Annotated in this window: 24 protein-coding genes; 9 read left to right on the forward strand and 15 right to left on the reverse strand. The window is 62.1% G+C overall.

The window, feature by feature from the left end; translation table 11 throughout:
• Positions 1-467 precede the first annotated feature (467 nt).
• From FGK64_RS19785 to FGK64_RS19820, 8 genes are all read right to left on the reverse strand, one after another.
• A complete protein-coding gene (locus tag FGK64_RS19785) occupies positions 468-2,015 on the reverse strand; it encodes a hydantoinase B/oxoprolinase family protein (RefSeq protein ID WP_138865599.1) in 1,548 nt (515 codons plus the stop codon).
• Positions 2,015-4,087, reverse strand: coding sequence for a hydantoinase/oxoprolinase family protein (locus tag FGK64_RS19790; protein ID WP_171054155.1), 2,073 nt, complete (start codon positions 4,085-4,087; stop codon positions 2,015-2,017). The genes FGK64_RS19785 and FGK64_RS19790 overlap by 1 nt, the downstream gene beginning before the upstream one ends.
• Positions 4,084-4,845, reverse strand: a complete 762-nt coding sequence (locus tag FGK64_RS19795; RefSeq protein WP_171054156.1) for an IclR family transcriptional regulator — start codon at positions 4,843-4,845, stop codon at positions 4,084-4,086. The genes FGK64_RS19790 and FGK64_RS19795 overlap by 4 nt, the downstream gene beginning before the upstream one ends.
• Positions 4,846-4,847: 2 nt before the next feature.
• The gene (locus FGK64_RS19800; RefSeq protein WP_138865602.1) at positions 4,848-6,125 is read right to left on the reverse strand and encodes a TRAP transporter large permease; all 1,278 of its coding nucleotides are present in this window, start codon (positions 6,123-6,125) and stop codon (positions 4,848-4,850) included.
• On the reverse strand, positions 6,122-6,691 hold the full coding sequence (locus FGK64_RS19805) for a TRAP transporter small permease (RefSeq protein ID WP_138865603.1): 570 nt from the start codon (positions 6,689-6,691) through the stop codon (positions 6,122-6,124). Before FGK64_RS19805 ends, FGK64_RS19800 begins: the two co-directional genes overlap by 4 nt.
• A 126-nt stretch (positions 6,692-6,817) precedes the next feature.
• Positions 6,818-7,186, reverse strand: a complete 369-nt coding sequence (locus tag FGK64_RS19810) for a cupin domain-containing protein (RefSeq protein ID WP_138865604.1) — start codon at positions 7,184-7,186, stop codon at positions 6,818-6,820.
• Positions 7,187-7,189: 3 nt separating this feature from the next.
• On the reverse strand, positions 7,190-8,170 hold the full coding sequence (locus tag FGK64_RS19815) for a TRAP transporter substrate-binding protein (RefSeq protein ID WP_138865605.1): 981 nt from the start codon (positions 8,168-8,170) through the stop codon (positions 7,190-7,192).
• Between the two features lie 175 nt (positions 8,171-8,345).
• On the reverse strand, positions 8,346-8,918 hold the full coding sequence (locus tag FGK64_RS19820; RefSeq protein ID WP_138865606.1) for a cupin domain-containing protein: 573 nt from the start codon (positions 8,916-8,918) through the stop codon (positions 8,346-8,348).
• A gap of 145 nt (positions 8,919-9,063) precedes the next feature.
• Between FGK64_RS19820 and FGK64_RS19825 the strand changes: the two genes are divergently transcribed.
• Positions 9,064-10,344, forward strand: a complete 1,281-nt coding sequence (locus tag FGK64_RS19825; RefSeq protein WP_138865607.1) for a 4-aminobutyrate--2-oxoglutarate transaminase — start codon at positions 9,064-9,066, stop codon at positions 10,342-10,344.
• A gap of 57 nt (positions 10,345-10,401) precedes the next feature.
• Here the strand turns inward: FGK64_RS19825 and FGK64_RS19830 are convergent, their stop codons facing one another.
• Genes FGK64_RS19830 through FGK64_RS19840 form a run of 3 tightly spaced genes read right to left on the reverse strand, consistent with a single transcriptional unit; the run spans position 10,402 to position 12,313 of the window.
• On the reverse strand, positions 10,402-10,944 hold the full coding sequence (locus FGK64_RS19830) for a biotin transporter BioY (RefSeq protein WP_138865608.1): 543 nt from the start codon (positions 10,942-10,944) through the stop codon (positions 10,402-10,404).
• Between the two features lie 26 nt (positions 10,945-10,970).
• A complete protein-coding gene (locus FGK64_RS19835; RefSeq protein WP_171054157.1) occupies positions 10,971-11,558 on the reverse strand; it encodes an energy-coupling factor transporter transmembrane component T family protein in 588 nt (195 codons plus the stop codon).
• Between the two features lie 8 nt (positions 11,559-11,566).
• Positions 11,567-12,313, reverse strand: a complete 747-nt coding sequence (locus tag FGK64_RS19840; RefSeq protein ID WP_210236591.1) for an energy-coupling factor ABC transporter ATP-binding protein — start codon at positions 12,311-12,313, stop codon at positions 11,567-11,569.
• 209 nt (positions 12,314-12,522) lie between these two features.
• Between FGK64_RS19840 and FGK64_RS19845 the strand changes: the two genes are divergently transcribed.
• Positions 12,523-13,614 carry a carboxynorspermidine decarboxylase gene (locus FGK64_RS19845; RefSeq protein WP_138865611.1) on the forward strand — a complete coding sequence of 364 codons (1,092 nt, stop codon included), beginning with the start codon at positions 12,523-12,525 and terminating at the stop codon, positions 13,612-13,614.
• Between the two features lie 79 nt (positions 13,615-13,693).
• On the forward strand, positions 13,694-14,947 hold the full coding sequence (locus FGK64_RS19850; RefSeq protein ID WP_138865612.1) for a saccharopine dehydrogenase family protein: 1,254 nt from the start codon (positions 13,694-13,696) through the stop codon (positions 14,945-14,947).
• A gap of 91 nt (positions 14,948-15,038) precedes the next feature.
• Here FGK64_RS19850 and FGK64_RS19855 read toward each other — a convergent pair whose 3' ends face one another.
• From FGK64_RS19855 to accB, 3 genes are read right to left on the reverse strand one after another with little or no spacing between them, the layout of a single operon-like run.
• Positions 15,039-16,493 carry a hypothetical protein gene (locus FGK64_RS19855; protein ID WP_171054159.1) on the reverse strand — a complete coding sequence of 485 codons (1,455 nt, stop codon included), beginning with the start codon at positions 16,491-16,493 and terminating at the stop codon, positions 15,039-15,041.
• A 13-nt stretch (positions 16,494-16,506) separates the two neighbouring features.
• A complete protein-coding gene (gene accC, locus FGK64_RS19860; protein ID WP_138865614.1) occupies positions 16,507-17,874 on the reverse strand; it encodes an acetyl-CoA carboxylase biotin carboxylase subunit in 1,368 nt (455 codons plus the stop codon).
• Complete coding sequence (gene accB / locus FGK64_RS19865) at positions 17,875-18,363, reverse strand: acetyl-CoA carboxylase biotin carboxyl carrier protein (protein WP_138865615.1); 489 nt, start codon at positions 18,361-18,363, stop codon at positions 17,875-17,877. It abuts the gene before it with no gap.
• A 325-nt stretch (positions 18,364-18,688) separates the two neighbouring features.
• On the opposite strand from accB, the gene dctP reads away from it, so the two are divergent.
• Complete coding sequence (dctP, locus tag FGK64_RS19870; RefSeq protein ID WP_138865616.1) at positions 18,689-19,660, forward strand: TRAP transporter substrate-binding protein DctP; 972 nt, start codon at positions 18,689-18,691, stop codon at positions 19,658-19,660.
• 61 nt (positions 19,661-19,721) lie between these two features.
• Here dctP and FGK64_RS19875 read toward each other — a convergent pair whose 3' ends face one another.
• Positions 19,722-20,528: an IclR family transcriptional regulator domain-containing protein gene (locus tag FGK64_RS19875; RefSeq protein ID WP_138865617.1), complete on the reverse strand. Its 807-nt coding sequence runs from the start codon at positions 20,526-20,528 to the stop codon at positions 19,722-19,724.
• A gap of 271 nt (positions 20,529-20,799) precedes the next feature.
• On the opposite strand from FGK64_RS19875, the gene FGK64_RS19880 reads away from it, so the two are divergent.
• The 5 genes from FGK64_RS19880 to FGK64_RS19900 all read left to right on the forward strand — a co-directional run bounded on the left by FGK64_RS19880 (position 20,800) and on the right by FGK64_RS19900 (position 25,698).
• On the forward strand, positions 20,800-21,879 hold the full coding sequence (locus tag FGK64_RS19880) for a C4-dicarboxylate TRAP transporter substrate-binding protein (RefSeq protein ID WP_138865618.1): 1,080 nt from the start codon (positions 20,800-20,802) through the stop codon (positions 21,877-21,879).
• Positions 21,876-22,397: a TRAP transporter small permease subunit gene (locus tag FGK64_RS19885; protein WP_138865619.1), complete on the forward strand. Its 522-nt coding sequence runs from the start codon at positions 21,876-21,878 to the stop codon at positions 22,395-22,397. The genes FGK64_RS19880 and FGK64_RS19885 overlap by 4 nt, the downstream gene beginning before the upstream one ends.
• Before the next feature lie 2 nt (positions 22,398-22,399).
• Positions 22,400-23,740 (forward strand): TRAP transporter large permease, encoded by a 1,341-nt coding sequence (locus tag FGK64_RS19890; protein ID WP_138865620.1) that lies wholly within the window; start codon positions 22,400-22,402, stop codon positions 23,738-23,740.
• A gap of 154 nt (positions 23,741-23,894) precedes the next feature.
• Positions 23,895-24,395: a TRAP transporter small permease gene (locus FGK64_RS19895; RefSeq protein WP_138865621.1), complete on the forward strand. Its 501-nt coding sequence runs from the start codon at positions 23,895-23,897 to the stop codon at positions 24,393-24,395.
• Complete coding sequence (locus tag FGK64_RS19900; RefSeq protein WP_138865622.1) at positions 24,388-25,698, forward strand: TRAP transporter large permease; 1,311 nt, start codon at positions 24,388-24,390, stop codon at positions 25,696-25,698. Before FGK64_RS19895 ends, FGK64_RS19900 begins: the two co-directional genes overlap by 8 nt.
• Positions 25,699-25,727: the final 29 nt, after the last annotated feature.

The following is a 25,727-nucleotide window of genomic DNA, read 5'->3' on the forward strand; positions in this document are numbered from 1 at the left end:
ACCAAGGTCTGTGGGTAAGTCATCGTACCTCCGTCAGAATTTTTACGGAGTATGCTCCCTGTTTTTTGCTGCGCAAAGCGGAATTTTCGCCCGATCCGGTGGTTTGCTCATAAATGCACGAAAGATATATGTATTTTTATACAGCATGCCCCATATTTGAGCAGCCCTGCCATGCGGTGGCTGTGACACAATTGTGCGAAAGAGAAATGTCAGTTGAAAGCGTGGGGGGCTCTGCCCCCGTCCCTACGGGACTCCCCCGGGATATTTCTGGCCCAAAGAAACAAGACCGCGGCCAGTTTTCCGAGCGTCATCCAGCCAGCCTAAATTGGACAGCGCACGCCTGTTCGAGACTGCATCGTCAGCGCGGATGTCCAACGCCCCGACGCCGCCCCGGATGGGGCGGCCAAGATTCGCATGCGACGCGGGGTTACCCGCGGCGCTCCGTTTCGGGAATGGTTGCGACGCTATCAGGCCGCGCCGTATCCACCGCCGCCCGGGGTGATCATGAACACCTCGTCGTCGGGCTGCATCTCGCGTTTGCGGGTGTCGGTGACATCTTCTCCATTGATGCGGAAGACGCCCGCCGCGCCGTCGCCGCCGCCGAGCAGGCCCTCGGGGCCCGCTTTCAGACGCGAGGGGATCGTGTTCAGCAGCCAGGGCTGGCCCGTGCGCATGCGATAGCCGATCCGCTGGCCATCGCCGCCGGGTTGCTTGCCGGTGCCGCCGGTGCCGTGCTCCAGCTCCTTGCAGGTGAAGGCGATGGGATAGGCGGCCTCCAGCACTTCGACCGGCACGGCCGAAACCCCGGTGGGGTAGCACACTGCCGAGATGCCCGGTTTTGCCGCCCGCGCGCCCATGCCGCCCGAGTAGTTGAACATCGAAGAGGTAAACGGTTTGCCATCGCGGTCCTTGCCCTGGATCTGGATCGTCCAGACCGCGCCCGAGCCTTCGGCGACCACGCGATCGGGGATCACCTGCGCCAGCGCCTTGAGAATCGGGAAGGGCACGTACATCCCCACCACGTGCCGCGCATTCACCGGCGAGGGGTATTTCGCGTTCACCACGCATTGATCGGGCAGTTTCAGCCGGATCGGCGCAAGGCTGCCCGCGTTGTTGGGCAGGTCGGGGTTGAGCGACGAGCGCACTGCGAAAGTGGCATAGGCGTGGGTATAGGCGGGCACCACGTTTATGCCCATGTTGGACGGGCCCGAAGATCCTTCGAAATCGACCTCGATCTCGCCCTTGTCGGCGTCGATGGTAACGGCGGTTTTCAGGGTGATGACCTGCCCGCCGGGCACGTCGAACTGCGATTCCCCGTGATAGGTGCCGCCCGGCAGCTTGCGGATCGCCTCGCGGGTGGCGGTTTCGGAGCGGGCGATGATTTCATCCGACAGCGCGGCGATATCGTCGAGCCCGTAACGGTCGCAGAGCGCGTTCAGCCGGTCGGACGCGATGATGCCGGATGACACCTGCGCGCCCAGATCGCCCATCAGCGCGTCTGGGGTGCGCACGTTGCGGCGGATGATCTGGAACAGCGTCTCGTTCGGCTTGCCCGCATCGTAGAGCTTCATCGTCGGGATCCACAGGCCTTCCTCGTGGATGTCGCGCGCGCCCGAGCCGATGCCATAGCCACCGATATCGGCGTGGTGGATGGTAGAGCCCGCATAGCCGATGATCCGCTTGCCACGAAAGATCGGCGACAGGACCGTGATGTCAAAGAAGTGCCCGGCCGACATCCACGGGTCGTTGGTGATCAGCACGTCGCCCGGTTTCAGCGTGTCGACATCATAGCTGTCCAGCAGGTTGCGCGCGGCGGCGGCCAGCGAGTTGATGTGCCCGGGCGTGCCCGTCACCGCCTGCGCGACCATCCGGGCCTGTTCATCGAACAGCCCGTTGGCCAGGTCGCCCGCCTCGCGCACGATGGGCGAAAAGGCGATGCGTTGCAGGGCGCGGGCCTGTTCGCTGACGATCCCGATCAGGTTGCTCCACAGGATTTGCAGTTCGACGCCGTCCATCAGTTCTCTCCCGTTTTCTCGGCGACAAGGCTGCCGCTGTCGTGTCGTGTGACCACCCAGTTTTCGAGCACGAAGATGGTGGTTTCGCGTTCTTCGATGATGACGGGGCCGGTAATGCGGTCGCCCTCGGTGATGGCGTGGCGCTGCCAGACGGGCACCTCGCGGGCCTCGCCCCGGATGTGGACGGGCCGCGATTCCGTGCCGCGGGTGCCTTCCGTCGGCACCGTGCCGGTGTCGCGTTCCGGCTGACGCCCCGAGGCAGTGACCAGCCAGTTCACGATTTCGATGTTCATCCCGTCGAGCTTCAGCCCGTATTGGCGGTGGTATTCCGCCTCGAACAGGTCCTTGATGGCCCGGGCGTCGCGGGTCTTGCGGGGGTCATTCTCCAAATGCACGCGCACTTCGGATTGCTGCCCGACGTACCGCATCTCGGCCGAGAAGGCGTAGGTGAAATCCTCTTCGCGAATGCCGGCCTCTCCCAGGGCGGTGGCGCCCTCGGCGATCATCGCGTTCAGGACCGTGTCAACGCCGCACCAATCCAGCGTGTCGAGCGTGGCAACATGGCTGCGCACAAGGTCGATCTGCGCGGGAGTCACCAGCGTGCCGAAGGCCGACAGGACCGAGGCAAGCGGCGGATAGATCACCTTGGGGCTTTCGGTCAATTCCGCCACCATGCAGGCGTGCACCGGCCCGGCGCCGCCAAAGGCCAGCATCGGCTGGCCGCGATAGTCGATGCCGCGTTCGGTGGCGTGGGTCCGGGTGGCGGCGGCCATCTGCTCGCAGACAACCTCGAACACGCCCCAGGCGGCTTTCTCGCGCGACAGGCCCAGCGTTTCCCCCAGCGCGTCATAGGCGGCTTCGGCGCCCGACAGGTTCAGCTGCATGTCGCCGCCCAGGAAGCGGTCGGCGTTCAGGATGCCCAGCACAAGGTCGGCGTCGGTCACACACGGGTCGGTGCCGCCGCGCCCGTAGCACACCGGCCCGGGCATCGATCCGGCGCTTTCCGGCCCGATCTTCAGCAACCCAAGGTCGTTGACCGAGGCGATGGAGCCGCCCCCTGCCCCGATCTCGATCATGTCGATCGAGGGCACGGTGATCGGCATTCCCGACCCCGGCTTGAAGCGATAGCGGCGGTCGACCTCGAACGTGCCGGTCACAAGGGGTTCATGCCCCTGCACCATGCAGGCCTTGGCGGTGGTGCCGCCCATGTCAAAGGAAATCAGGTCGGGAATCCCGAAGATACGGCTGAAGTAACAGGCCACCAGTGCGCCCGCCGCCGGGCCGCTTTCGATCATCCGCACCGGCATGGTGCTGGCGCGTTCGGCCCCGATCACGCCGCCGTTCGACAGCATGATCAGCGGTTGCTGGCGGAAGCCGCGTTCCTTCAACTCGGCGATCAGCGCGGTCAGGTAGGGGCGGGTGATCGGCACGGTATAGGCGTTGATCGCCACGGTGGAGGCGCGCAGGTATTCCCGCATCTGCGGCGCGATGACCGATGACAGAGAGACATAGATTTCAGGCGCTTCTTCCTCGAAGATCGCGCGCACGGCTTCTTCGTTCGCGCCGTTGCGATAGGAATTCAGCAGACAGATGGCGACCGACACGATGCCCTTTGCACGGCACTCGGCGATAATGCCCAGAACCGCGTCCCGATCCACCGGGGTGCCGACGGTGCCATCGGCAAAGATGCGTTCCTTCAGCGTGAACGTCCGGTCCGCCGGGATCAGCGGTTCGGCGAACTCGATCTGCGGGTCGTACATGTCATAGCGGTGTTCCTCACGGATATAGAGGATATCGCGGAACCCTTCGGTCAGGATGATCGCGACGGGCGGGCCCTTGCGTTCGATCAGCGCGTTGGTGACGACGGTTGTGGCATGTACGACCACGTCGTCCACATCGGCCGCCGCGATCCCGGCGCGACCGGTTACAAGATCGACGCCGCGAAAGAAGCCTTCGAGCAGGTTGTTGTGGGTTGTCAGCGTCTTGTCGACAAAGGTGCGGCCGTCCGAGGCCAGCAGAACGGCATCGGTAAAGGTGCCGCCAATGTCGATGGCAAGCGAATAACGCGTCATAGGGGGTACTCCATACATCCAATTTCGGCCGAGATTTCACGCGCAGCCCGCGACAGGGCAGCGATGAAATGCGGGGCGGGTTCGGGTTCAAGATCGGTCACAGGGCCAACAACGGTGATCGTGGCCACCAGCCGGTTGTCGATATCGAAGATCGGGGCCGACAGGGCGTTCACCCCCGGCAAGGCCTCTTCCGGGGCGACGGCCCAGCCGGTTTCGCGGGCGCGCGCCACTTCGGCGTCGAACCGGACGCGGTCGCGCGGCTGGTCGGTGTCGGGCAGGCCCGAGGTGTCCATCGGGCCGAATGCCAGCGCGATCTTGCCCTGCGCCGAACGATGCACCGACAGGATGGCGCCGGGGCGCGTCACGATCTGCACCGGGGTTTCGACGCGCACGATATCCAGCACGCGCATCCCGGTGGATTCGGGAATGGAAATCGTCACCGTCTGCCCCACGGCGTCGCGCAGCGCCTGCAAAACGGGCCGCGCGGCGGCGATCAACTGGGTGCCATCGGCAATCGCCTGCCCAAGATGGTACAGCTTCAGCGTCAGCCGATAGCGTTCGGTCGCCGGATCCTGCCGCACATAGCCCAGCGAGACCAGCGTTTGCAGGTATCGGTATATGCGCGCGCGTGGCATCCCCAGCGCGTTAGCCAGGTCGGTCACGCGCGAGGGTTCGTTCTGGCGCACCATCTCTTCGAGTATCGCGAAGGCCGCGACGGTGGATTGGTTGGTGACGTTGGAACTGCTTTTGTCGGGCATGGTCATCCCTCGAACAAGGCTGGAAGCGACAGGGTGAAAGCGGGCACGAAGGCCACCAGCATCAGCGTGACAAGGCAGATCGCGATCATCGGCAGGATGGCATAGGCCACGCGCTCCAGCGGTTCCTTGCTGATGGCGGTCACGATGAACAGGCACAGCCCCACCGGCGGCGTGATCATCCCGATCATCAGGTTCAGCACGACCATGATGCCGAATTGCACCGGGTCGATGTCCAGCAGCGGAAAGATTTCGTTCAGGATCGGCATCGCCAGCACCAGCGCCGCCAGCGGTTCAAGGAACAGCCCAAGGATCAGCAAGACCACGTTCAGCAGGATCAGCAGGATCCACGGTTGATCGCTGAGGCCGCGCATCAGCCCGGCAATTTCCCGTGGAATGTTCTCGATCCCAAGGATGAAGGCGGTCATTGAGGCCATCGCCACGATCAGCATCACCCCCGCCGTCATGGTGGCAGTGTCATAAAACGCCTGGGCGATCTTTGACGGCGACAAAGTGCCATAAAGGATCATGCCCACCAGCAGCGCATAAAGCGCGGCAACAGCGGCGGCCTCGGTCGGGGTGAACACACCCGACCGGATGCCGCCCACGATGATCACCGGCAAGAGCAGCGCAGGCACCGCCTTGACCGCCAGCGGCAGCCGTTCCGACGCGGGCACCGGTTCGGGCAGCGGGTGCCCCTCGACCCGGGCGCGCCACATAGCGTAGACGATCAGCAGACCGCAGAGGATGAAGGCCGGAACAATCCCGGCCAGGAACAGGTCGGAAATCGAGGTGCCGGTCAGCACGCCGTACAGGATAAGCGACAGCGACGGCGGCACCAGCGGGCCCAGGATCGACCCGGCGGCGGTCAGCGCGGCGGCATATTCCGCGCGATACCCATCGCGCCGCATCGCCGGGATCATGATGGACCCGATGGCCGAGGCCTCGGCCGTGGCAGCGCCGGACACGCCGGAAAACATCATCGAGGCAAGAACGTTCACCACGGCCAACCCCCCGCGTACCCGGCCCACCAGCATCTGGGCAAAGCGCACGATCTGGCGCGTCAGCTCGGCCGAGTTCATGAGGTTACCAGCCAGGATGAAGAAGGGGATCGTGAGCAGAACGAAGTTGTCGACTCCCGCGATCATCTTTTGCGGAAAGCCGATCATCAGCTGCCAGCGGTCCATCGCGAACAGGTACACGACCGAAGACAGCCCCAGCGACATCGCGATCGGCACGCCGATAAACATGCAGGCGACAAAGGCGGCAAGGTACAGGATCATTGCGTGGCCCCCCGTGCGCCCGGGTCGATGGCCTGCGCCAGTGTGCGCCCTGCCGGGATGGCCGCGATGCAGGCCACCAGATCGGCGGCCAGCCGCAGCGCCAGCAGCGCCATGCCCACCGGCAGCGCAATGTAGACCCAGAACGACGTTGGTGGCTCGACCGCGCCGGGACCAAAGATATCATCCAGAATAAAGCGCATTGCCGGGATGTTGGCGCCGCCCGCCCGTTCGGCAAAGACCCAGCCATAGCGCACCAGCAGCAAACACAGCCCCAGCGACATGGCTGTTGTCAGCGCATAAAGCAGCAGCGCAGGTACCCGCGACAGCCGTTCATACAGGAAGGTCAGCGCCGCGATCTCGCCCCGTTCATAGGCCAGCACCACGGCCAGGAACGACAGCCAGATCAGCAGGTAACGGCACATCTCCTCGGCCCAGAGCAGCGAGGCATTGAACCCGTATCGCATGACGACCTGTACGGTCATGATGCCCAGCAGCAAGGCAATTGTGGTGATCAAAAGCCACCTTAGCCCGGCGCGAAAGGGTGTCTGCAAAGACCGAACTGTCATGTCGGTTCCTGTTCCTTGATCCTAGGGCCCGGGCAAGCCTGCCCCGTTGGCCCGGCGCAGCAGCGCGGGCGGTCTGGTGGTTAACCTGAAGAGGAGTGCCGGGCGCGTCAGGCGCCCGGCCTTGACCTAACCGAAATCCTTTTCCTGATATTCGGTCAGGTGCAGGTAATCGGCGCGCGGCGGCGCGAACACGTCAAGGTTCACCGCCGTTTCGTCGCCAAGGGCTTCGCCGCAATGCACCACGTCGGGCGGAATGCGCACGACCTCTCCGGCACCAACCTCGACCACGTCATCGCCGATTTCAAACCGGACGCGGCCCGACAGGATATAGGCCAGCTGCTCGAACGGGTGGGAATGGGGTTTCTTCTCCATCCCCGGCTCCAGCCAGTTCATCACCATCAGCGCGCCTTCGCCCCGGAACGCGGTGCGCGACACACCTTCACGCACCTGTTCGCGGGGCAGCTCGGTCCACTTGTAGACGTTCGTGCCGGCCATCGCTTAGTTGCCCGCCTTGAGCGCGTCGACGATACGGCCGATCAGCGGATCCTTGCCCGACCAGTCGGTGACGACCTGCGCGGTGGCGCCCTGCATCACGTCCAGATCGCCCAGCTTGGTCACGGTCACGCCCTGGCTTTCCAGCTTGGCGATGGTCTCGTCCTCCTGGCTTGCTGCCAGCGCATAGGCCTCGGCCGTGGTTTCGCGGCCGGCCTCTTCAACGGCGGCCTTCTGTTCGTCGCTCAGCTTGTCCCATGTGGCCTGTGCCAGCATGATCGCACCGGGCCAAAAGTAATGGCCGGTCAGCGTCAGGTTCTTGCCCGCGTCATACAGGCTCTCGGATTCGACCGACGACACGTTGATTTCAACCGCGTCGATGGTGCCGGTTTCCAGCGCCGAATAAACCTCGCCGTAGGCCATGCCGATGGGGTTCACGCCGATGGCTTCCCAAGTTGCTTTGTGCAGCGGGATCGGCACGATGCGGGTTTTCAGTCCCGCGAACTGGCTGGTGGAACCGATGGCGTCGCCCGTGGTCAGGAAGTGGCGCAGACCCGCTTCGATAAAGCCAACACCCTTGATGGATTTATCGTCCAGCGTGGCCAGCAGTTCATCGCCCAGATCGGACGTCAGCACATCCGACACGCTTTGATAGCTGCCCGCCACGAAGGGCAGTTGCAGCGCGTCAAAAGCGGTGGCGTTCAGCACCAGCGGCAGCGTGGCCGTCGACACCAGCGCGCCGTCGATCAGACCAATCTGCAACCCTTCGAGCAGCTGCTTGTCGTCACCCAGCTGACGGTCGCCAAACACCTCGACAGCCACCGAGCCGCCGGTTTTCTCGGCGACCTTCTCGGCGAACATTTCAAGCCCGGTCTGGAAAATATGCTTGGACGAGGCCGCGTGCCCCATCTTGATTGTCACGTCCTGAGCCAGCGCCGACAGCGGCACGGCGCAAATCAGCGCTGCGGACAGTCCGAATAGTTTCATGTCAGGTCTCCTCCCCTGCGTAAATTCTGCCTTGCCAATGTTGTTTCACTGTGCAAAACATAATATACGATATTGAAACAAGTCGGCAAAGCTGTCAACGCGCCCCACGCGCCGCGTTGCGGCAATTCGTGCAAGACGCTGTTCTTCTTCTGGAAATTTTAGGAAAGCTGCCGCGCTAGAAGGTCGGCGGCGTGCAGGCGCTGACGACGACGCATTTCTCGGGACCGACCTGGCGGAACCGATGCGGCGCGCGGCTGTCAAAGTAATAGGCATCGCCGGGCCCAAGGATCTTGCGCTGATCGCCCACCGTAATCTCGACCCGGCCAGAAATCACCACGCCGCCCTCTTCGCCCTCGTGCCCGTATTTAACCCGCCCCGTGTCGGCGCCGATGTCATAGGTTTCGTGCAGGATCATCATCGCGCGCCCGAACAGCGAGGTGCCGACCTGTTTCAACGACAGCCGCCCCTTGCCCAGCTCCACCAGATCCTCGGCGGCATAGAACACCGTCTTTTCCGGCTCGGGCTGAAAGGCAAAGAATTCCGACATGCTGATCGGAATGCCCACAAGAATGCGATGCAGCGCCCCGACCGACGGATTCATCTTGCCCGATTCGATCAAGGATATGGTAGAATTCGGCACGCCCGCGCGTTTCGCCAGTGCACGCTGCGACAGCCCGGCGCCTTCGCGCACCGCCCGCAGACGCGGGCCAAGATCGCCATATTCGGAATTTTCTGCCTCAATGGTCATGATAGTGAACACCCTGCAAGTCAGCTTAGCATAATCAAAGGCTTGCAGATCTCAAGAAACAGACTTTTGGCAAATTCTGAACGTTCTATTGTGCGCCAGTCAAACCGGCGGCCGTGCTGCCGCCATCAGGATAAGGAACACCACAGTGTTGAACGCCGAAATCTCGAAACGTCGCGATGCCGCGATCTCGCGCGGGGTCGGCATGCAGACCCAGGTTTACGTCGAGCGGGCGCAGAACTCGGAAGTCTGGGATGTGGAAGGCAAGCGGTATATCGACTTTGCCGCCGGCATCGCGGTTGTGAACACCGGCCATTGCCACCCCAAGGTGATGGAGGCCGTGCGCGCCCAGTCGATGAACTTTACCCACACCTGCCACCAGGTGCTGCCCTATGAAAACTACATCCGTCTGGCCGAGCGGCTGAACGAAAAGGTGCCGGGCGATTTCGAAAAGAAAACCGTCTTTGTGACCACCGGCGCCGAAGCCGTTGAAAACGCGATCAAGATCGCGCGCGCCCACACCGGCCGCCCGGCGGTGATCGCCTTTGGTGGCGCTTTCCATGGCCGGACCTTCATGGGGATGAGCCTGACCGGCAAGGTCGCGCCCTACAAGACGAACTTTGGCGCGATGATGCCCGATGTCTACCACGTGCCCTTCCCGATCGAGCTGCACGGCACCACCACCGAGCAGTCGATGGCCGCGCTGACCGGCCTGTTCAAATCCGATCTGGACCCGAACCGCGTTGCCGCGATCATCCTTGAGCCCGTGCAGGGCGAAGGTGGATTCTACCCCGCCCCGGCCGAGCTGATGCGCGGGTTGCGCAAGCTGTGCGACACCCACGGCATCCTGTTGATCGCTGACGAAATCCAGACCGGATTCGCCCGCACCGGCCACCTGTTCGCGATGGAAGGCTACGATGTGTTCCCCGACATGACGACCATGGCGAAGGGCCTTGCCGGCGGTCTGCCGCTGGCGGCGGTCACGGGCCGGGCCGAGGTGATGGATTCCGCGCAGCCCGGCGGCCTTGGCGGCACCTATGGCGGCAACCCGCTGGGCATCGCTGCGGCAAATGCCGTGCTGGACGTGATCGAAGAAGAAGACCTTTGCAACCGCGCCAACGAATTGGGCTCGCGGCTGAAACAGCGGCTCGAAGCGATCCGCACCACCACGCCGGAAATCGCGGAAATCCGTGGCCCCGGCTTCATGGTCGCGGCGGAATTCAACACCGCCGACGGCTCGGCCCCGAACCCCGACATGGCCAACCGCGTCCGCGCCGAGGCGCTGAACCGCGGTCTGGTGCTGCTGACATGCGGCGTGCATGGCAACGTGATCCGCTTCCTGGCGCCGATCACGATCCAGAACGAAATCTTCACCGAAGCGCTGGATATTCTGGAGGACTCTGTCGCCGCGGCACGTCAGGCGGCGTAAACCTCCTGCCCCAAAGGCAAAGGGCCCGCATGGCGCGGGCCCTTTTTCATGTCTGGCCTATGCCGCGTTGGCCAGGCTTGGCCGGGCTTTCCAAAAGGCGGCCGTGATGGCGGCGGTGATCCCCGCCTTGATCAGATCGCCCGGAATGAAGGGCAGCGCAAAGCCCGTCGCCGTGACCAGCGACACATCCATCATCACCGCCATGCCGATGATGCCGCAGATCGTTACAACGACGATGCCGCCCACCACGGCACCACTGAGTGCGGCGACAAAGGACATGCGGTTTGTGAACCGCTCGGCCACCAGCCCCGTGACATAGGCGCCGATGGCAAAGCCGATCAGGTAGCCCAGCGTCGGGCCAAAGAACACGCCCAGCCCGCCCCGGCCCCCGGCCAGCAGCGGCAGCCCAAGCGCCACAAGGAACAGGAACAGCAGCACCGAAAGCGCACCGTTGCGCGCGCCAAGGATGGTGCCCGCCAGCATGATCCCCATGCTTTGCGCGGTGATCGGAATGCCCGATGTCAGCGTCAGCTTGGGCAGCAGCCCAAGTGCGGCGATAAGTGCGGCGAACAATGCGATCCGCGTCAGATGTTTTTCCATGTCCCCAACTCCCCTTCGATGTGGGCCTATTCGATATGCGCCCGCGCGCGCAGCGCGTCCGCGGCCTGATCGGCTTCGTCCAGTGTTCCGATAGCAAGCGGTGTGACAAGGCGCCAGCCCGCCCGTTTGGGCGAGCGCGCCAGATGCGCCAGCCGCAGCACGTCGGCACGGCCGGAAATCGCAGGGATGAACCGCAGCGTCAGCGCGATGGCCAGCGCCAGCCGCTGGCGGTACTTGCGCGGCAGGCGCAGCCGGGCCAGCCAGCCGTCGATCACGTCCAGCAGCTCGGCCGGAGATGTCGTGCGCGACAGCATCATCGCCGCCGAGATGCAGGCAAGCAGCGTTCCGGCCAGCGACACCCCCAGATCGAACCGCCCCGCGACCCATTGAAAGCCGAAGATCAGCGCCGCGATGAACGCCGGGCCTTTCAGGTCGCGCAGGATCAGCCCGGCAAACCACGGCCCCAGCGCCAGCCCGCCCAGCAGCACACAGGCCAGCCCGACCCAGCCCGCGCCGGGCCAGCCCGCCATGCTGACCCCGGTGCAAAAGACGCAGAGCACCACCAGTTTCACCCCCGCCGACACGCGGTGCAGCGCCGTGGGCCTGGCCGACAACGCCCCGATCACAGCGCACCGGGCGCCAGAGGCAGCGCCTCCATCTCGGACATGTAGCGCGCGATCACCGGATCCGCCGCGCCGTCGTCGCCCACCGCCCCGCCCGCGATGCGCAGCACCCGGTCGCACCCCGCCAGCGCGGCCAGATCGTGGTTCGCTTCGATCCGGGCCATGCCCAGCCCGTTCAGGATGTGACGCAGACTGCGAGATGTCGGCAGATCGAGCCCGGCGAACACCTCATCCAGGATCAGCAGCTTCGGCCCGTTCGTGCAGGCCGCCATCAGCCCCAGCAGGTGTTTCTGCCCCTGCGACAGCGAATGCACCAGCCGGTCGCGCCATGCGGGAACGCCGAAGCGGACCAGCAGATCATCGGCCACCTGCTCGGCCTGCGCCTTGGTCGCGCCCTGCGCCTTTGGGCCGAACGACAGTTCTTCGATCACCGTGGGAAACAGCAGCGCGTGGTCGGGGTTCTGGAACACGAACCCGATAGTGGCCGTCGCCCGGCGGCGGTCTTTCGCGGGGTCGAACCCATCCACCCGCACCTGCCCGCTGTCGGGCGTGACCAGCCCGGCGATCATGCGCAACAGCTGCGATTTGCCCGCGCCATTGCGCCCGATCAGCCCGACATGCCCCGGCGTCAGATCAAGCGACAAACGCTCGAACACCTGGCGGCCGTCAATGGCCAGGCTGACATCCTCCAGCGTGACGCGCACGGGGGATGTTTCAGAGGGACGCGCAGCTTCGATCAACGCCATGATCCTGTTCACTTCAACCCGTGCTCCATAGCATGTTCCGCACGACGCCCAAGCCCTCGCCAGGCCGTTGGCGCCACAATAAGCGCATAAAAGCCCTGTGAACCCGCCCCCGGGGCATTGCGGGCCAAGGGCAGGCAGGCTAAACGCGCGCCCGAACCTCTGCGCGCCCGCCCGTGCATCCCGTCCCGACCGCAAAGGCCCCGACGTACATGCAGACGCCCTATTACCTGATCGACAAATCCCGTCTTCTGCCCAACCTCGAGAAAATCGCCCACCTGCGCGAGACCTCGGGTGCCAAGGCTCTGTTGGCGCTGAAGTGTTTCGCCACATGGTCGGTGTTCGACATGATGAGCGAGTACATGGACGGCACGACCTCGTCTTCGCTGTTCGAGGTCAAGCTGGGGCGCGAGAAATTTCCCGGAGAAACCCACGCCTATTCCGTGGCCTGGGCACCCGAGGAAATCCCCGAGGTGCTGGCCAATTCCGACAAGGTGATCTTCAACACCGCCCAGCAGTTGCTGCGGTTTGAAGAGGCTTCGCGCGATCACACCCGCGGCTTGCGCGTCAATCCGGGCGTCTCGACCAGCGGATTCGACCTTGCCGACCCGGCCCGCCCGTTCTCGCGGCTGGGCGAACACAGCCCCGACACCATCGAACCCGTCGCCGATCTGATTTCCGGCTTCATGTTCCACAACAACTGCGAAAACGCCGATTTCGACCGGTTTGACGACATGCTGACCCAGATCGAGGCGCGGTTCGGCGCCCTGATCCGCCGCATGGACTGGATCAGCCTGGGCGGCGGCATCCATTTCACCGGCGAAGGCTACCCGCTGGACCGGCTGGCCGAGCGGCTGAAACGCTTTGCCGGAGAGAACGAGGTACAGGTCTACCTTGAACCGGGCGAAGCCGCGATCACCAAAAGCACCACGCTGGAAGTGACCGTGCTCGACACGCTGTTTAACGGCAAGAACCTGGCCATCGTCGACAGTTCCATCGAGGCGCATATGCTGGATCTGCTGATCTATCGTGAAAGCGCGAAGATGGCCGAATCTGGTGACAAAGAGTGGATGATCTGCGGAAAATCCTGCCTTGCGGGCGATATCTTCGGCGAATTCCGCTTTTCCGCCGATCTGACCCCAGGCGACCGCCTGTCGATTCAGGACGCCGCCGGTTACACAATGGTCAAGAAAAACTGGTTTAACGGGGTGCAGATGCCCGCCATCGTCATCCGCGAACTTGACGGCTCGGAACGGCTGGTGCGCGGCTTCACCTATGACGATTTCGCGGCGGCCCTGTCGTGATCTATCCGCGCCTCCCGCTTGGGGGCGCCTGTTGACTGGCCCGCGCGATGCGGGCCGTTTCATCTGAGGGGATTCAGACTTGAAAAAGAACGTACTTATCATCGGCGCCGGGGGCGTGGCCCAGGTCGTCGCGCATAAATGCGCGCAGAACAATGACGTGCTGGGCGATCTGCACATCGCCAGCCGCACGGTGGCCAAATGCGACGCGATCATCGCCAGCGTTCAGGCCAAGGGCGCGATGAAGGTCGATAGCCCGTTTTCGGCCCATGCGGTTGACGCCACCGACAGCGCCGCCGTCGCCGCGCTGATCCGCGCCACCGGTGCGCAGATCGTCATCAACGTGGGCACCGCCTTCGTGAACATGCACGTTCTGGATGCCTGCATCGAAACCGGCGCCGCCTATATCGACACGGCGATCCATGAAGAGCCCGACAAGATCTGCGAAACCCCGCCGTGGTATGCCAACTACGAATGGAAGCGCCGCGAGACCTGCGCCGAGAAGGGCGTGACCGCGATTCTGGGGGCGGGCTTTGATCCGGGCGTAGTGAACGCCTATGCCCGCTTTGCCATCGACCAGATGGACGAGGTGACAAGCATCGACATCGTCGACATCAATGCAGGCAGCCACGGCAAGTATTTCGCCACGAACTTCGACCCCGAAATCAACTTTCGTGAATTCACCGGCGTGGTTTACTACTGGGAGGACCAGCAGTGGAAGGAAACCACCATGTTCGCCAGCGGGCACGAGTGGGATCTGCCGGTGGTCGGCCCCTCACAAGCCTATCAGTCCGGCCATGACGAGGTGCATTCGCTGGCCGTGAACTACCCCCAGGCCGACGTGCGGTTCTGGATGGGGTTCGGCGATCACTACATCAACGTGTTTACCGTCCTGAAGAACATCGGCCTGCTGTCGGAACAGCCGGTGAAGCTCGCCGACGGCGGCGAAGTCGTGCCGCTGAAGGTGGTCAAGGCCTGCCTGCCCGACCCGGCGAGCCTTGCGCCCGAGTACACCGGCAAGACCTGCATCGGCGATCTGGTGAAGGGCGTGAAGGATGGCGCGCCTGTCGAACTGTTCGTCTATAACGTGGCCGATCACAAGGACGCTTATACCGAGGTCGGCAGCCAAGGCATTTCCTACACCGCGGGCGTGCCCCCGGTGGCCGCTGCCATGCTGGTGGCGACAGGCGAGTGGGACGCCGGGACCATGAAGAACGTGGAAGAACTGGACCCGAAACCGTTCTTCACCCTGCTTGATCGCATCGGCCTGCCGACCCGGGTGATGAAAGGCGGACTGAAGGGCGAAGACATGGCCTGGACCGACTACGTCGGCTGAAGTCAAAGTTGCCCGGCCAACAGAATGCGCCACTGCATCCGGGCGACCGCCGAATAATCGACGGGGGCAGTGCCCCCGTCGGTCTGGACCGCTACCGCCGCAGGCGGATGCTCAGATCGCCAACAGAGACGTTCAGATCGGCATAGGCGCTCTTGGCCGCAAGATTGGCCACCAGTTCAACAAGGGGCGACCGGCCGAGCGGCTCTTCCGTGGGGGGCGGCAAACGCCGCACCAAATCAACCGCATCCTGATCGACATAGCACCGGATGATGAGTTCTTCGTCGGTGAGATCAGAACCAATGGCGCGGCGCACTTCTGCAAGACCGGGCTGATCCACGGTGAGCGCGGCCAGCTCGCGTGCGCGGGGCCTGTCCAGGATACGGTCGCGAATGTCTGCATCCATGTGATCCAGGGCCTCGCGGCCCCATTGACCAAGCGCATATTGAATGGTCTCGTCAGAGACCTGTTTGTAGCGGGCACCGGTGATCACATTGATTGCCGCCTGAGTTCCGACGAATTGAGATAGCGGTGTTACCATGATCGGGTAACCGAATTCGGCCCGCACCCGTGCCGCCTCTTCCCGGATCAGGTTCATCTGTCCACCCATCCCGACCTTTTCAAGCTGGTATTCCAGGTTCGAAATCATTCCGCCCGGGATCTGATGCGCATAAAGGGTTTCATCGTAGGCACGCGGCTGCCCTATGGCGAGCCCTTCGCGTTCCGCGATCCGCGTCAGGTAGTCAGCCGCAGTCTGACAGGGAGCATCATCGAGTGGCACATTGTATCCGCGCGCCCGCAGGTTCTGGACAACCGAAAAGACAGAGGGTTGCGAAGACCCTTCGGCCAAGGGCGGTATCGCACTGTGCACGTGACGAATTCCAAGGTCGACCGCCTGCTGTAGATTGAACGTGCCCAGCCCGTTGTTGCAATGGTTGTGAAATTCCACCGGTATGTCTCCGGCGGCTTCAAGCACCTTGGGCAGCAGGTCCTGAAGCCGATCGGGCGTCAGCAAACCGCCCACGTCCTTGAAGCAGATCCGATAGGGCCGCAGAGCAGCGGCATCCCGCGTGCGCTGGACAAAATACTCTGTCGTGTGGCGCGGCGACACGGAATAGATCAGGTTCACGACCGACTCGATGCCCATGCGGCGCAATTCGTCGTGTTCTTCCTTCAATGTCTGGAAATCGTTCCAGGGGTCAGAGATTCGCGCCGTCTTGATGCCGCAGTCGATGACCTTCTGCACCATCAGCTTGGACACGCTTTCGGGGACTTTTCCCAGCCCGCTGCGATACCCGGCGTGCAGCCGCAACGGTGTGTGCTTTGCGCGCGCCACGCCCAGTCGAAGCCATTCAAACGGGTCTTCGGACAGGTCGCGGATCATTTTCTTGATCTGAACGACGGGCACGAAGAATTCCATCGCCTCAAAGCCGGCCTGATCCAGCTGATCCAGCGCCGGAAGCATCCAGCCGGTTCGCATGTTCATGGCCCAGAGACTTTGCTGGCCGTCGCGCAACGTGGTGTCGATGATCCTGATTTCCTCGGCCATTGGCCCGCCTCCCTCAGACTGTTTCGGATTCCGCAAAGGCGTCTGCCACGCCTTCGAGCCATTTCGTGTTGATGCGACCGGCCAAGAAGTTCTCGCGCGACAGGACGAACCGCTGGAACGGGATCGTCGTGTCAATGCCGCGCACATGGAAACGGTCAAGCGCATCACGGGTGCGTCGGATCGCGTCGGCCCGGTCACGCCCATGAACGATCAGTTTCCCGACAAGCGAATCGTAGAAAGGCGGCACCACGTAGTTTTCATGGGCGTGGCTGTCGAGCCGGATGCCCGCGCCCTCGGGCGGTGTCCACTCGGTGATCCGGCCCGGCGACGGGGCAAAGCCACGCAGCGGCGCCTCGGCGTTGATCCGGCATTCGATGGCGTGGCCATCAAAGCGAACGTCTTCCTGCCGTATCGAAAGTTCTTGTCCGGCCGCGATGCGCAGTTGCTCTGCGACGATATCGACCCCTGTGATTGTCTCGGTGACCGGGTGTTCGACCTGCACCCGTGTGTTCATTTCCAGAAAGAAGAAATCCTGCCGCTCGACGTCGACGATGAATTCGACGGTTCCCGCGCTTTGATAGCCGATGTGCCGCGCGAGTGAGACTGCCGCCGCGCGCAGCCCGTTCAGCATGTCTTGCGGAAGATCAAAGGCGGGCGCCTCTTCAAGAACCTTCTGGTAGCGCCGCTGAAGCGAGCAGTCCCGCTCGCCCAGATGGATGACATTCCCGTGGCGGTCGGCCAGAATTTGCACCTCGACGTGGCGCGCGTTCCCTATGTAGCGTTCAAGAAACAACGCGTTGTCGCCAAAGGCCGCCTGCGCCTCGGCCGAGGCCGTTTCGAATGCCGACCGCAGGTCTTTCTCACTCTGGACGATGCGAATACCGCGCCCTCCGCCACCGGCTGCGGCCTTGAACAACACCGGCATTCCAATCTCTTCCGCGATGTCACGGGCTTTCGAGAAGTTGGAAATTCTTGGCGAGCCCGGCGCGAGTGGCACGCCGACCTGCTGTGCAATGTCACGGGCAATCAACTTGTTGCCCATCTGGCGGATGTTTTCGACACTCGGCCCGATGAAGGTTACACCATTTTCATCGCAAGCGGCGGCGAAGTCGGCGTTCTCGGACAGGAAACCATAGCCGGGGTGCACGGCGTCGCACCCCGTGCCTAGCGCGGTGGCCAGCAGGGCATCTATCCTGAGATAGCTGTCGGCCGACCGGGCCGGTCCGATGCAGACCGCACGATCCGCCATCCGCGCGGCAAGACTGTCGCGATCCGCCACTGAAACGGCTGCAACCGTTTCAAGCCCCATTGCACGGCAAGCCCGGATGATCCGAACCGCGATTTCACCACGGTTGGCGACAAGAACACGTGTCAGAGCCATTCAGGACTCCGGCTGCAACAGCAGCAACGGTTGCCCAAACTCGACAAAATCGCCGTTTTCGACAAGGCAACGCACCACGCGGCCCGATTTCTCGGCGCGGATGCTGGTGAAGACCTTCATCACCTCGATGATGCCGACCGTGGTATCGGGCTCGATCAGATCGCCCTTGGCGACAAAGGGATCGGCTCCCGGCTCTGGAGCGATGTAGAACACGCCGACCATCGGTGACGTCACCTCGATCAGGCCTTCGTCGGCAACGTCACTGGCTTTCGGAGCCGCAGCGGCACGCGGGGGTGTCGGCGGTTCAGCCTGCTGCGTCTGAGCTGGCGCCTGCGGCGTGGGCGGTGCAGGGGCGACTGACTCGGCGCGCAGCGGGCCCGATTTGCTGGCCGAGATCGCGATCTCGCCCATCTTGATTTCGATCGAGTCGAAGGACGACTCGGATATGATCGACAGGACTTGCCTGACCTCTTCGTGAGTCAATTTCATGCGATTTCTCCCTTGATCCCGACATCGCCTACGCTGTCTTGCGGTGCCGCTCTTGCAAGGCCGGGCACCACGGCCGGGCCTTCTGCATGCCTCGCACACAGAGGCCGTTTCGGATTTCGATGATACGGTTTCTGGGCAGCTTGTGTATGGGCTCGGCCCGTTTCAGCCGCCGTTTCACATATGCGAAATCTGCCTCCGTCAGCACATCAAGCCGATGCAAAGAAAAGGGATCTGGCTAAACTTAGATTGCTCATAATATCGCGAGCGGCCAAGCGACGCCGTTTACCGAACAGGCGACGCGGCTGAAACACTGGGAGGATACGACATGAAATTCTGGAAAAGCGCAGTGGTTGCTGCTGTGGCGTCCTTGACGTTTGGCGGGGTGGCGAATGCCCAGAATCTGCGCCTGCTGGCCAGCTGGGATTCCAGCTATGCCGCCGTCAGCGACGTTCTGATGCCCTTCGTCAAAAAGCTGGAAAATGACACCACCGCAGGTGTGAAGATTCAGATCATGGGGCCGGAAACGGTTCCCCCCTTCGAGCAGCTTGATCCGGTGGCGCGGGGCCTGTTCGACATGCTGTTTACCAATGGCGCCTATCACTTCAACGATACGGCCATGGGCATGTCGCTTGACGCGATGAGCGGCACCGCAGGCGATCTGCGTGATGGCGGTGTCTTCGAAGCCGTGGACAAAGGCTATCAGGAAATCGGCCTGAAGCTGGTTGCCGTCCTCTTCGACCTGAACGGCTATCATATCATGCTGAAAGAGCCCGTTGGCGATAACGGTCTTGAAGGGCGCCGGGTGCGCGGAACGCCGATCTATCACCCGGCTATCGAGGCGCTTGGCGGGTCTCCCGTGGTTCTGCCCGGTGGCGAGATTTATCCCGCTCTGGAACGCGGTGTCGTGGATGGCGCTGCCTGGCCCACTGTCGGCGCCGTCGCCTACAAATGGTATGAAGTCGCGGATTACATGATGCGCCCGACCTTTGGACAGGTGTCGCACATGGTGCTGATGAACCTCGACACCTGGAACGGGCTTGATGATGCCACCCGCGAGGAGATTCAGCAGATCGCCGTGAGTTTCGAATCCGAGGCAAACGCAATCTTCGACGGGCTGGCCGAAAAGGAACGTACCGCGCTTGAAGCAGAAGGCATGGAAGAGACCGCGCTGAGCGAAGAACTGGCGGCCAAGCTCCAGACCGCGTGGTTCGAAGGCGCGCTTGATCTTGCCGCGACCAAGAACCCTGATGAGATCGCGAATATCCGCAAACTCGCAGCCGAGGCCGGTTTAGACTAGAAGGCAGACGGATACAGGCAATCATGAAGGGGCCGGGCAAAATAGCCCGGCCCCATTGCATTCAGCCGCGAAACTTGAGCGTCAGATGCGGCACCGCAGAAAGCGCGGCTTCGATGTCGGCCTTGGTGTTCAGCAGAGGCTCAAGGAACTTGTCGCGCAGGTCCTGCGGCGCGTGAATGGATTCATGCGTACTGATATTCAGCGCCGCGATCACCGACCGGTCACTTGCCATGATCGGAACGGCGATCGACGCAACTCCTACTTCAAGTTCGGAAGCGGTCACCGCATAGCCATTGGCGCGCACCGTCCTGATCTCTTCGCGGAACAGCGCAGGGTCGGCGATCGTTTTGGGTGTGAGCGCCTTTAACTCGAAAGACTCGATCAAAGCGTCGGCCTCGGCTTGTTCCGTGAAGGCCAGGATCGCCTTTCCCAGCGAAGAGGCATAGGCCGGAATCCTGCTGCCGATCCCGACGCGAAGGGCAATCATCCGACGGGTCGGCGTCCGGGCGACATATATCACCTCCTCGCCCTCGAGGATCGCAAGGCTCGAGGTTTCCGAACAGGTCGCGGACAGGGTTTCCAGAATGGGCTGTACAAGCTCGACGATGCCCGACGTACTCAGGTAGGCATAACCAAGGTCAAGCGCTTTGGCGGACAAGACAAAGCGATTGTCGACCGACCGCAGGTAACCAAGGTATCTGAGGGTCATCAGGAAGCGACGTGTCGCAGCCCGCGACAGTCCGGTAAGTTCCGCCACCTCGGACGTGCTAAGCGCCTCTTGTCTTTGCGAAAACGCAAGCAGGACCTTCAGGCCCCGGGCAAGCGAATTCACGTACCAAGCCTCCGACTCGATTGCCTCGTCGTCCATATCCGTCTCCTTCGGGTTCGGATGCCTTATGACAGGTGCAAACGGACGCCCGACACCGAAACACCCGGAAGATCGAACGAGACGCGAGTTGACTCACTTAGACATCTATGAAACTTTGTTCGATATGATAGCGGTTGCGCGCTTTGCGCACAAGTCGCCTTCGACATAAAGACATCTCGCTCCGGTTGGAGCGCTGACATGCCCGGTCGGGAATTCGACGGAGAGCCGGGTCGAAACATCGGTCTGAACAGGCTGTAAGGGAGGATATGCAATGTTGAACCGTAGAGGTCTTTTGGCCATGGGTGCCGCAGCTGGTGCCAGCGCGATGATGCCAAGACTGGCCGACGCCGCCACCCCGCTGCGCTGTACCGAATTCGGACCCGAACGCGGTGTGCGGGCGCAATCATTGATGTGGATCGCAGACCAGATCGCCGAGACATCGGGCGGCGACATGAACATGAACATCACCTGGGGCGGTGCGCTGGTCAAAGCGCGCGACGTGCTGGATGGTGTCGGATCCGGCTTTGCCGACCTCGGCTATGCCGTCTCCTCCTACACGCCCCGCCGCCTGCCTCTGTACGAGGTGACCGACCTCCCGTTCGGTAACGGTGGCTCGGATATCTGGGTCGGGCTGCGCGCGGCGTATGATCTGGCAACGACGAACGAGCACATCCAGAAGGAATTCGCCGACAACGATGTGGTCTATATCTCGAATTTCACGACCGGCCCCGTCTTGCTGGTGTGCAAGGATCCCATCAACAGCCTTTCCGACCTGTCCGGTCGCAAGATGCGCGCCTCGGGCGAAGCCTATCTTGCCAACTTCGGAAAATTCGGTGCGACCATCGTGTCGTTCCCGCAGGTCGACGTGTATCAGGCGCTGGAAAACGGCTTGGTCGATTGCAACCAGGTCTACTACAGCAACCTGTTCGCCTATCGTCAGTACGAAGTGGCCCAGCACATCGTCGAGATGAACTTTGGCCAGCTCTTGTCCTATCCGATGATCATGAACGGCGCACGCTATGCGGCGCTGTCGCAGGACCAGAAGAATGTGCTTCAGACCGTCGGTCATGACGCCATCGACGAGGTGGCGCGCAACATGATCTCTTCGGACGCCGGGGTGAAGGAAAAGCTGGTGGCCGGCGTTGACGGACACCAGATCGAGGTGACATCGCTGGATGAAACCCTTGTCGGAGAACTGTCGTCGGTGAGCGAAGACTTTGTTCAGTCGTGGATCGACGAGCGGACCAAGATGGGCCTGCCGGGCGCCGAAGTTGTCGAACAATATCGCGCCCTGCTTGAGAAATACGAAACCGAGCGGCAGTCGCAAGGCTACCCTTGGGAACGCGGATGACATCACGGGCTGCGCAAGCCGCCCAAAGCCTGGGCGCGCAAGTGCGGGGGGCGATGCTTTGGATTTCGATCCTGTCGCTCATCGCACTCGCACTCCTTGTCGCCACATCGGTTCTGGGGCGCGCCCTGTTCGGCACACCCGTCACCGACGACGTGGTGCTTGCCGAGGGGCTGCTGATCGTTACCGTGATGCTTCCACTGGCATCGGTGCAAACCGAGACAGGGCATATCAAGGTGCAGTTGATCGGCAAGCTTGGCAGCCTGTTCACCGCAATCACCGACAGGTTCGGCAACCTGCTGGGGTGTCTGCTTTGCAGCGGTCTGGCCTATGCCGCGCTTAAGGACAGCGCCAAGCTGTATCAAACCGGTGAATTTTATCAGGGTCTGCTGCAACTGCCGATCTGGCCGACAAAGATGTTGTTCGGTCTGGGCTTGTTGATGCTGGCCATCGACCTCGCCATCGGCACGATCAAACCGCAGGTCCATGCGGACGAATACGCCGATCCAAGCCTGGACTGACCATGAATCCCATCCTGCTGGTTGAATGTATCCTGGTCCTGGTCCTGATCCTGCTGTTTCTGCGGGTGCCGATCGGCTTTGCCCTTGGTGTGTGCGCGACGCTGGGCATTTTCCTATTCTTCGCCTGGCCCGAAGGGGGCGACTTTAACCCCGCCTTTGCCTGGCCTCCCACGCTGAACTTCCTGTCGCACGAACCCTACGGCTTCCTGCACAGTTACCCCCTTACCATGGTGCCGCTCTTCATCGGCCTGGGCCATGTCGCGAACCGTTGTGGCTTTACCGGCGATCTGTTCGGCGCGATCAGGGTCTGGCTGACCCGGCTGCCCGGCAATCTTGCCATCGCAAGCATCTTCGGCTGCGCCGGGTTCTCTGCGATCACCGGGTCCAGCGTTGCCTGCGCCTCGGCGATGAGCCGCATCGCCGTTCCGGAAATGCTGCGCAATGGATACAGGCCTTCGCTTGCGACGGCATCGGTTGCGGCGGGCGGCACGCTTGGGTCTTTGATCCCGCCCAGCCTTCTGTTTGCGCTCTACGGTATCTTCACCGAGCAATCGATCGGCAAGCTGTTCATCGCGGGCATCGTTCCGGGGCTGATATCGGTTGCGGGTTTTGTCGTCGTCATCGTGATCTGGGCCACACTGAAACCGGAGGCCGCACCCCGCACGACCCAGACGTTCACGCGCGAGCAGAAGATGAAGTCTCTGGCCGCACTCTGGCCTATCACGCTGCTGTTTGTTGTTGCTGTGGGCGGATTGTATTCTGGCATCTTTACCCCGACCGAGGCTGCGGCCATCTCATTCGTCACGGCCATCGGGCTTGGCCTTGTCCTGCGCCGCATCGACCTGAAAGGGCTGCTTGGTGCCTTTCGGGAAACCGCGCTGCAAACCGCCATGGTTTTCGTGATCGCAATCGGCGCCAAGATGCTGGTTTCGCTTATCGCGCTGACCGGTTTCACGCCCTATCTTCTGAACCTGACCGAACAGGCTGATCTGTCGGACGTGGGCATCATCCTGTCCATCGTGGTGCTGTTTCTGTTCCTTGGGATGTTCCTGGATTCCATCGGCATCATTCTGATCGCCGTGCCGATCACTGCGCCACTGGTCGAAACCCTCGGGTTCGACCTCATCTGGTTCGGCGTCATCGTCATCAAGCTGCTTGAAATCGGGCTGGTCACGCCGCCGGTCGGCATGAACGTATTTGTAATCAAGGGCATGATGAAGAACGAAGTGGAACTAAGCGCCATCTTCAAGGGCGTTACCTGGTTCCTGTTGTCCGAATTCGTGGTGCTGACACTGCTGCTGCTGTTCCCGATCCTGTCACTATGGCTGCCCAACTCCATGTAAGCCGGACGCGCAGCAACTTCGCATATGTGAAATTGTTTCGCGTGCGGCTGCACAAATATAATTCGTTGATACACTCGCCCCGCGCAGGGTGGGTTCAACCGACAGCGCCGCGCCGGACACGGCCCGCCACAATCGCAACCCCGGGGAGCCCGACGTGAAGCCGATCCTGAAAACCCACGATGCCATCAGCTATGCGGGCTTTGTCCTTGGTGCGACAATGCTCGGGGCAATTGTGTTGATGTACGCCTACGAGGTCACGTCCCGCTACCTGTTCGGAGCACCGACCACCTGGGCCAGCGATTTCGTTTCGTTCCTGCTGTTGATCATGGTGTTCACGACCGCGCCCTGGCTGACGCGCGAGAATGGACATGTTGCCGTGACGATCATTCCCGATCTGCTGCTGCGCTACCGGAGCGCAATCCTGCGCACCACCTTTCTGGCCGCCGCAGTTGCCTGCCTGGTGGCCAGCTGGATCTGCCTTGGCGAAAACATCTATCTGTTCAACAGGGGAACCTCGACCCTGACGACAGTCCGCATCCCGAAGTGGATCCTCACGGCCTTCATTACCTACGGGCTTGTGAACACGGGGCTCTATTTCCTGCGGCTCACCTTTTCCCCCTTGCCCGAAGAAACGAAAGAGACCGCCAATGCTTGAGGGAATTCCCGCCGTCCTGATCGGCGTCGGCGTGCTGCTGGGGCTGATGGCAACCGGCCTGCCGGTCTTTGCTGCCTTCCTGTTCATCGATCTTATCGCGATCTTCGTCATTATGGGGCCCGTGGGTTTTGGGCTGTTTGTCAATTCGATCTATGAAACGACGACAAGCCAGTCGCTGGTGACGATACCGCTCTTTATTCTGATGGGTGAAATCCTGTTCAGATCGAACTCTGTGGATGTGCTGTTCCGCAGCATCGACACGCTGGTCGGACGCGTAAAAGGCCGACAATACGTGTTGTCGATTGTACTGGCGACGGTGTTCAGCACATTGTCCGGCGCGGCGATGGGCGTGGCCGCGATGCTGGGGCGTTCTCTGCTGCCCGGAATGATCGCCCGCGGATATGATCCGCGGCTGTCGGCTGGCACGATTCTTGCAGGCGCCAGCCTTGCCCCGTTGATCCCACCCAGCGTTCTGGTCATCATCATCGGCACCCTTGCGGGCGTATCCATCGCGGGGCTGCTTATCGCCGGCATCCTTCCCGGATTGATGTTCGCCGCTTTGTTCCTGATTTACTGCTTTGTGCGGATCTGGCTGAACCCGGAACTTGCTCCGGGTGATGACGACGACGCCCCCACCTATACAAAGCGTGATCAGGTTCTTGCCATCATTCGCGTCGTGCCATTCTCGATCATCATCCTGATGGTGATGGGGCTGATCCTGATGGGTGTTGCCACCCCGACAGAAGCAGGCGCGATGGGTGTCATCGGGTCCCTGTTCACTGCGGCGGTCTATCGCAACCTGTCGCTTCGCATGATCGCACAGGCGCTGGCCGCCTCGGCCAAGATCTCGGCCATGATCCTGTTCATCATGGCCAGTTCGAAATTGTTCAGCCAGTTGCTTGCCTTCACGGGCGGCGCATCCGCCATGACTGAATGGGTTGTCGCACTGGACCTGTCGCGCTGGGGTATGCTGCTGGTGCTGATGGTTCTGCCCTTCATCCTGTGCATGTTCATCGACCAGATCGCGCTGATGCTGATCGTGATTCCGATCTACCTGCCGATCGTCGACAGCCTGCAATTCGATCCGATCTGGTTCTGGCTGCTGTTCCTCGTGAACATCACCATCGGTGGGATGACACCGCCATTCGGTTACACGCTATTCGCGCTGAAAAGTGCGTGGACAGAGGCGAAACTGTCGACCGTCTTTTCGGCCGCCTGGCCATTTGTCGGCCTTTACGTATTGGGCATGGTCATCCTCGCTCTGTTCCCCGGATTGACCACCGTCCTGCCCTCGCTGCTGTGACACGGCGAGATACGGCCCGACCTTAACCC

Origin of the sequence: Arenibacterium halophilum (assembly GCF_005938225.1) — a bacterium.
GTDB lineage: Bacteria > Pseudomonadota > Alphaproteobacteria > Rhodobacterales > Rhodobacteraceae > Arenibacterium > Arenibacterium halophilum.

Excerpts from the sequence above, each read along its gene's own strand:
- FGK64_RS19785 (WP_138865599.1), bottom strand. The coding sequence starts at position 2,015 with ATGGACGGCGTCGAACTGCAAATCCTGTGGAGCAACCTGATCGGGATC.
- FGK64_RS19790 (WP_171054155.1), bottom strand. The coding sequence starts at position 4,087 with ATGACGCGTTATTCGCTTGCCATCGACATTGGCGGCACCTTTACCGAT.
- FGK64_RS19795 (WP_171054156.1), bottom strand. The coding sequence starts at position 4,845 with ATGCCCGACAAAAGCAGTTCCAACGTCACCAACCAATCCACCGTCGCG.
- FGK64_RS19800 (WP_138865602.1), bottom strand. The coding sequence starts at position 6,125 with ATGATCCTGTACCTTGCCGCCTTTGTCGCCTGCATGTTTATCGGCGTG.
- FGK64_RS19805 (WP_138865603.1), bottom strand. The coding sequence starts at position 6,691 with ATGACAGTTCGGTCTTTGCAGACACCCTTTCGCGCCGGGCTAAGGTGG.
- FGK64_RS19810 (WP_138865604.1), bottom strand. The coding sequence starts at position 7,186 with ATGGCCGGCACGAACGTCTACAAGTGGACCGAGCTGCCCCGCGAACAG.
- FGK64_RS19815 (WP_138865605.1), bottom strand. The coding sequence starts at position 8,170 with ATGAAACTATTCGGACTGTCCGCAGCGCTGATTTGCGCCGTGCCGCTG.
- FGK64_RS19820 (WP_138865606.1), bottom strand. The coding sequence starts at position 8,918 with ATGACCATTGAGGCAGAAAATTCCGAATATGGCGATCTTGGCCCGCGT.
- FGK64_RS19830 (WP_138865608.1), bottom strand. The coding sequence starts at position 10,944 with ATGGAAAAACATCTGACGCGGATCGCATTGTTCGCCGCACTTATCGCC.
- FGK64_RS19840 (WP_210236591.1), bottom strand. The coding sequence starts at position 12,313 with ATGGCGTTGATCGAAGCTGCGCGTCCCTCTGAAACATCCCCCGTGCGC.
- FGK64_RS19845 (WP_138865611.1), top strand. The coding sequence starts at position 12,523 with ATGCAGACGCCCTATTACCTGATCGACAAATCCCGTCTTCTGCCCAAC.
- FGK64_RS19855 (WP_171054159.1), bottom strand. The coding sequence starts at position 16,493 with ATGGCCGAGGAAATCAGGATCATCGACACCACGTTGCGCGACGGCCAG.
- accC (WP_138865614.1), bottom strand. The coding sequence starts at position 17,874 with ATGGCTCTGACACGTGTTCTTGTCGCCAACCGTGGTGAAATCGCGGTT.
- accB (WP_138865615.1), bottom strand. The coding sequence starts at position 18,363 with ATGAAATTGACTCACGAAGAGGTCAGGCAAGTCCTGTCGATCATATCC.
- dctP (WP_138865616.1), top strand. The coding sequence starts at position 18,689 with ATGAAATTCTGGAAAAGCGCAGTGGTTGCTGCTGTGGCGTCCTTGACG.
- FGK64_RS19875 (WP_138865617.1), bottom strand. The coding sequence starts at position 20,528 with ATGGACGACGAGGCAATCGAGTCGGAGGCTTGGTACGTGAATTCGCTT.
- FGK64_RS19880 (WP_138865618.1), top strand. The coding sequence starts at position 20,800 with ATGTTGAACCGTAGAGGTCTTTTGGCCATGGGTGCCGCAGCTGGTGCC.
- FGK64_RS19885 (WP_138865619.1), top strand. The coding sequence starts at position 21,876 with ATGACATCACGGGCTGCGCAAGCCGCCCAAAGCCTGGGCGCGCAAGTG.
- FGK64_RS19890 (WP_138865620.1), top strand. The coding sequence starts at position 22,400 with ATGAATCCCATCCTGCTGGTTGAATGTATCCTGGTCCTGGTCCTGATC.
- FGK64_RS19900 (WP_138865622.1), top strand. The coding sequence starts at position 24,388 with ATGCTTGAGGGAATTCCCGCCGTCCTGATCGGCGTCGGCGTGCTGCTG.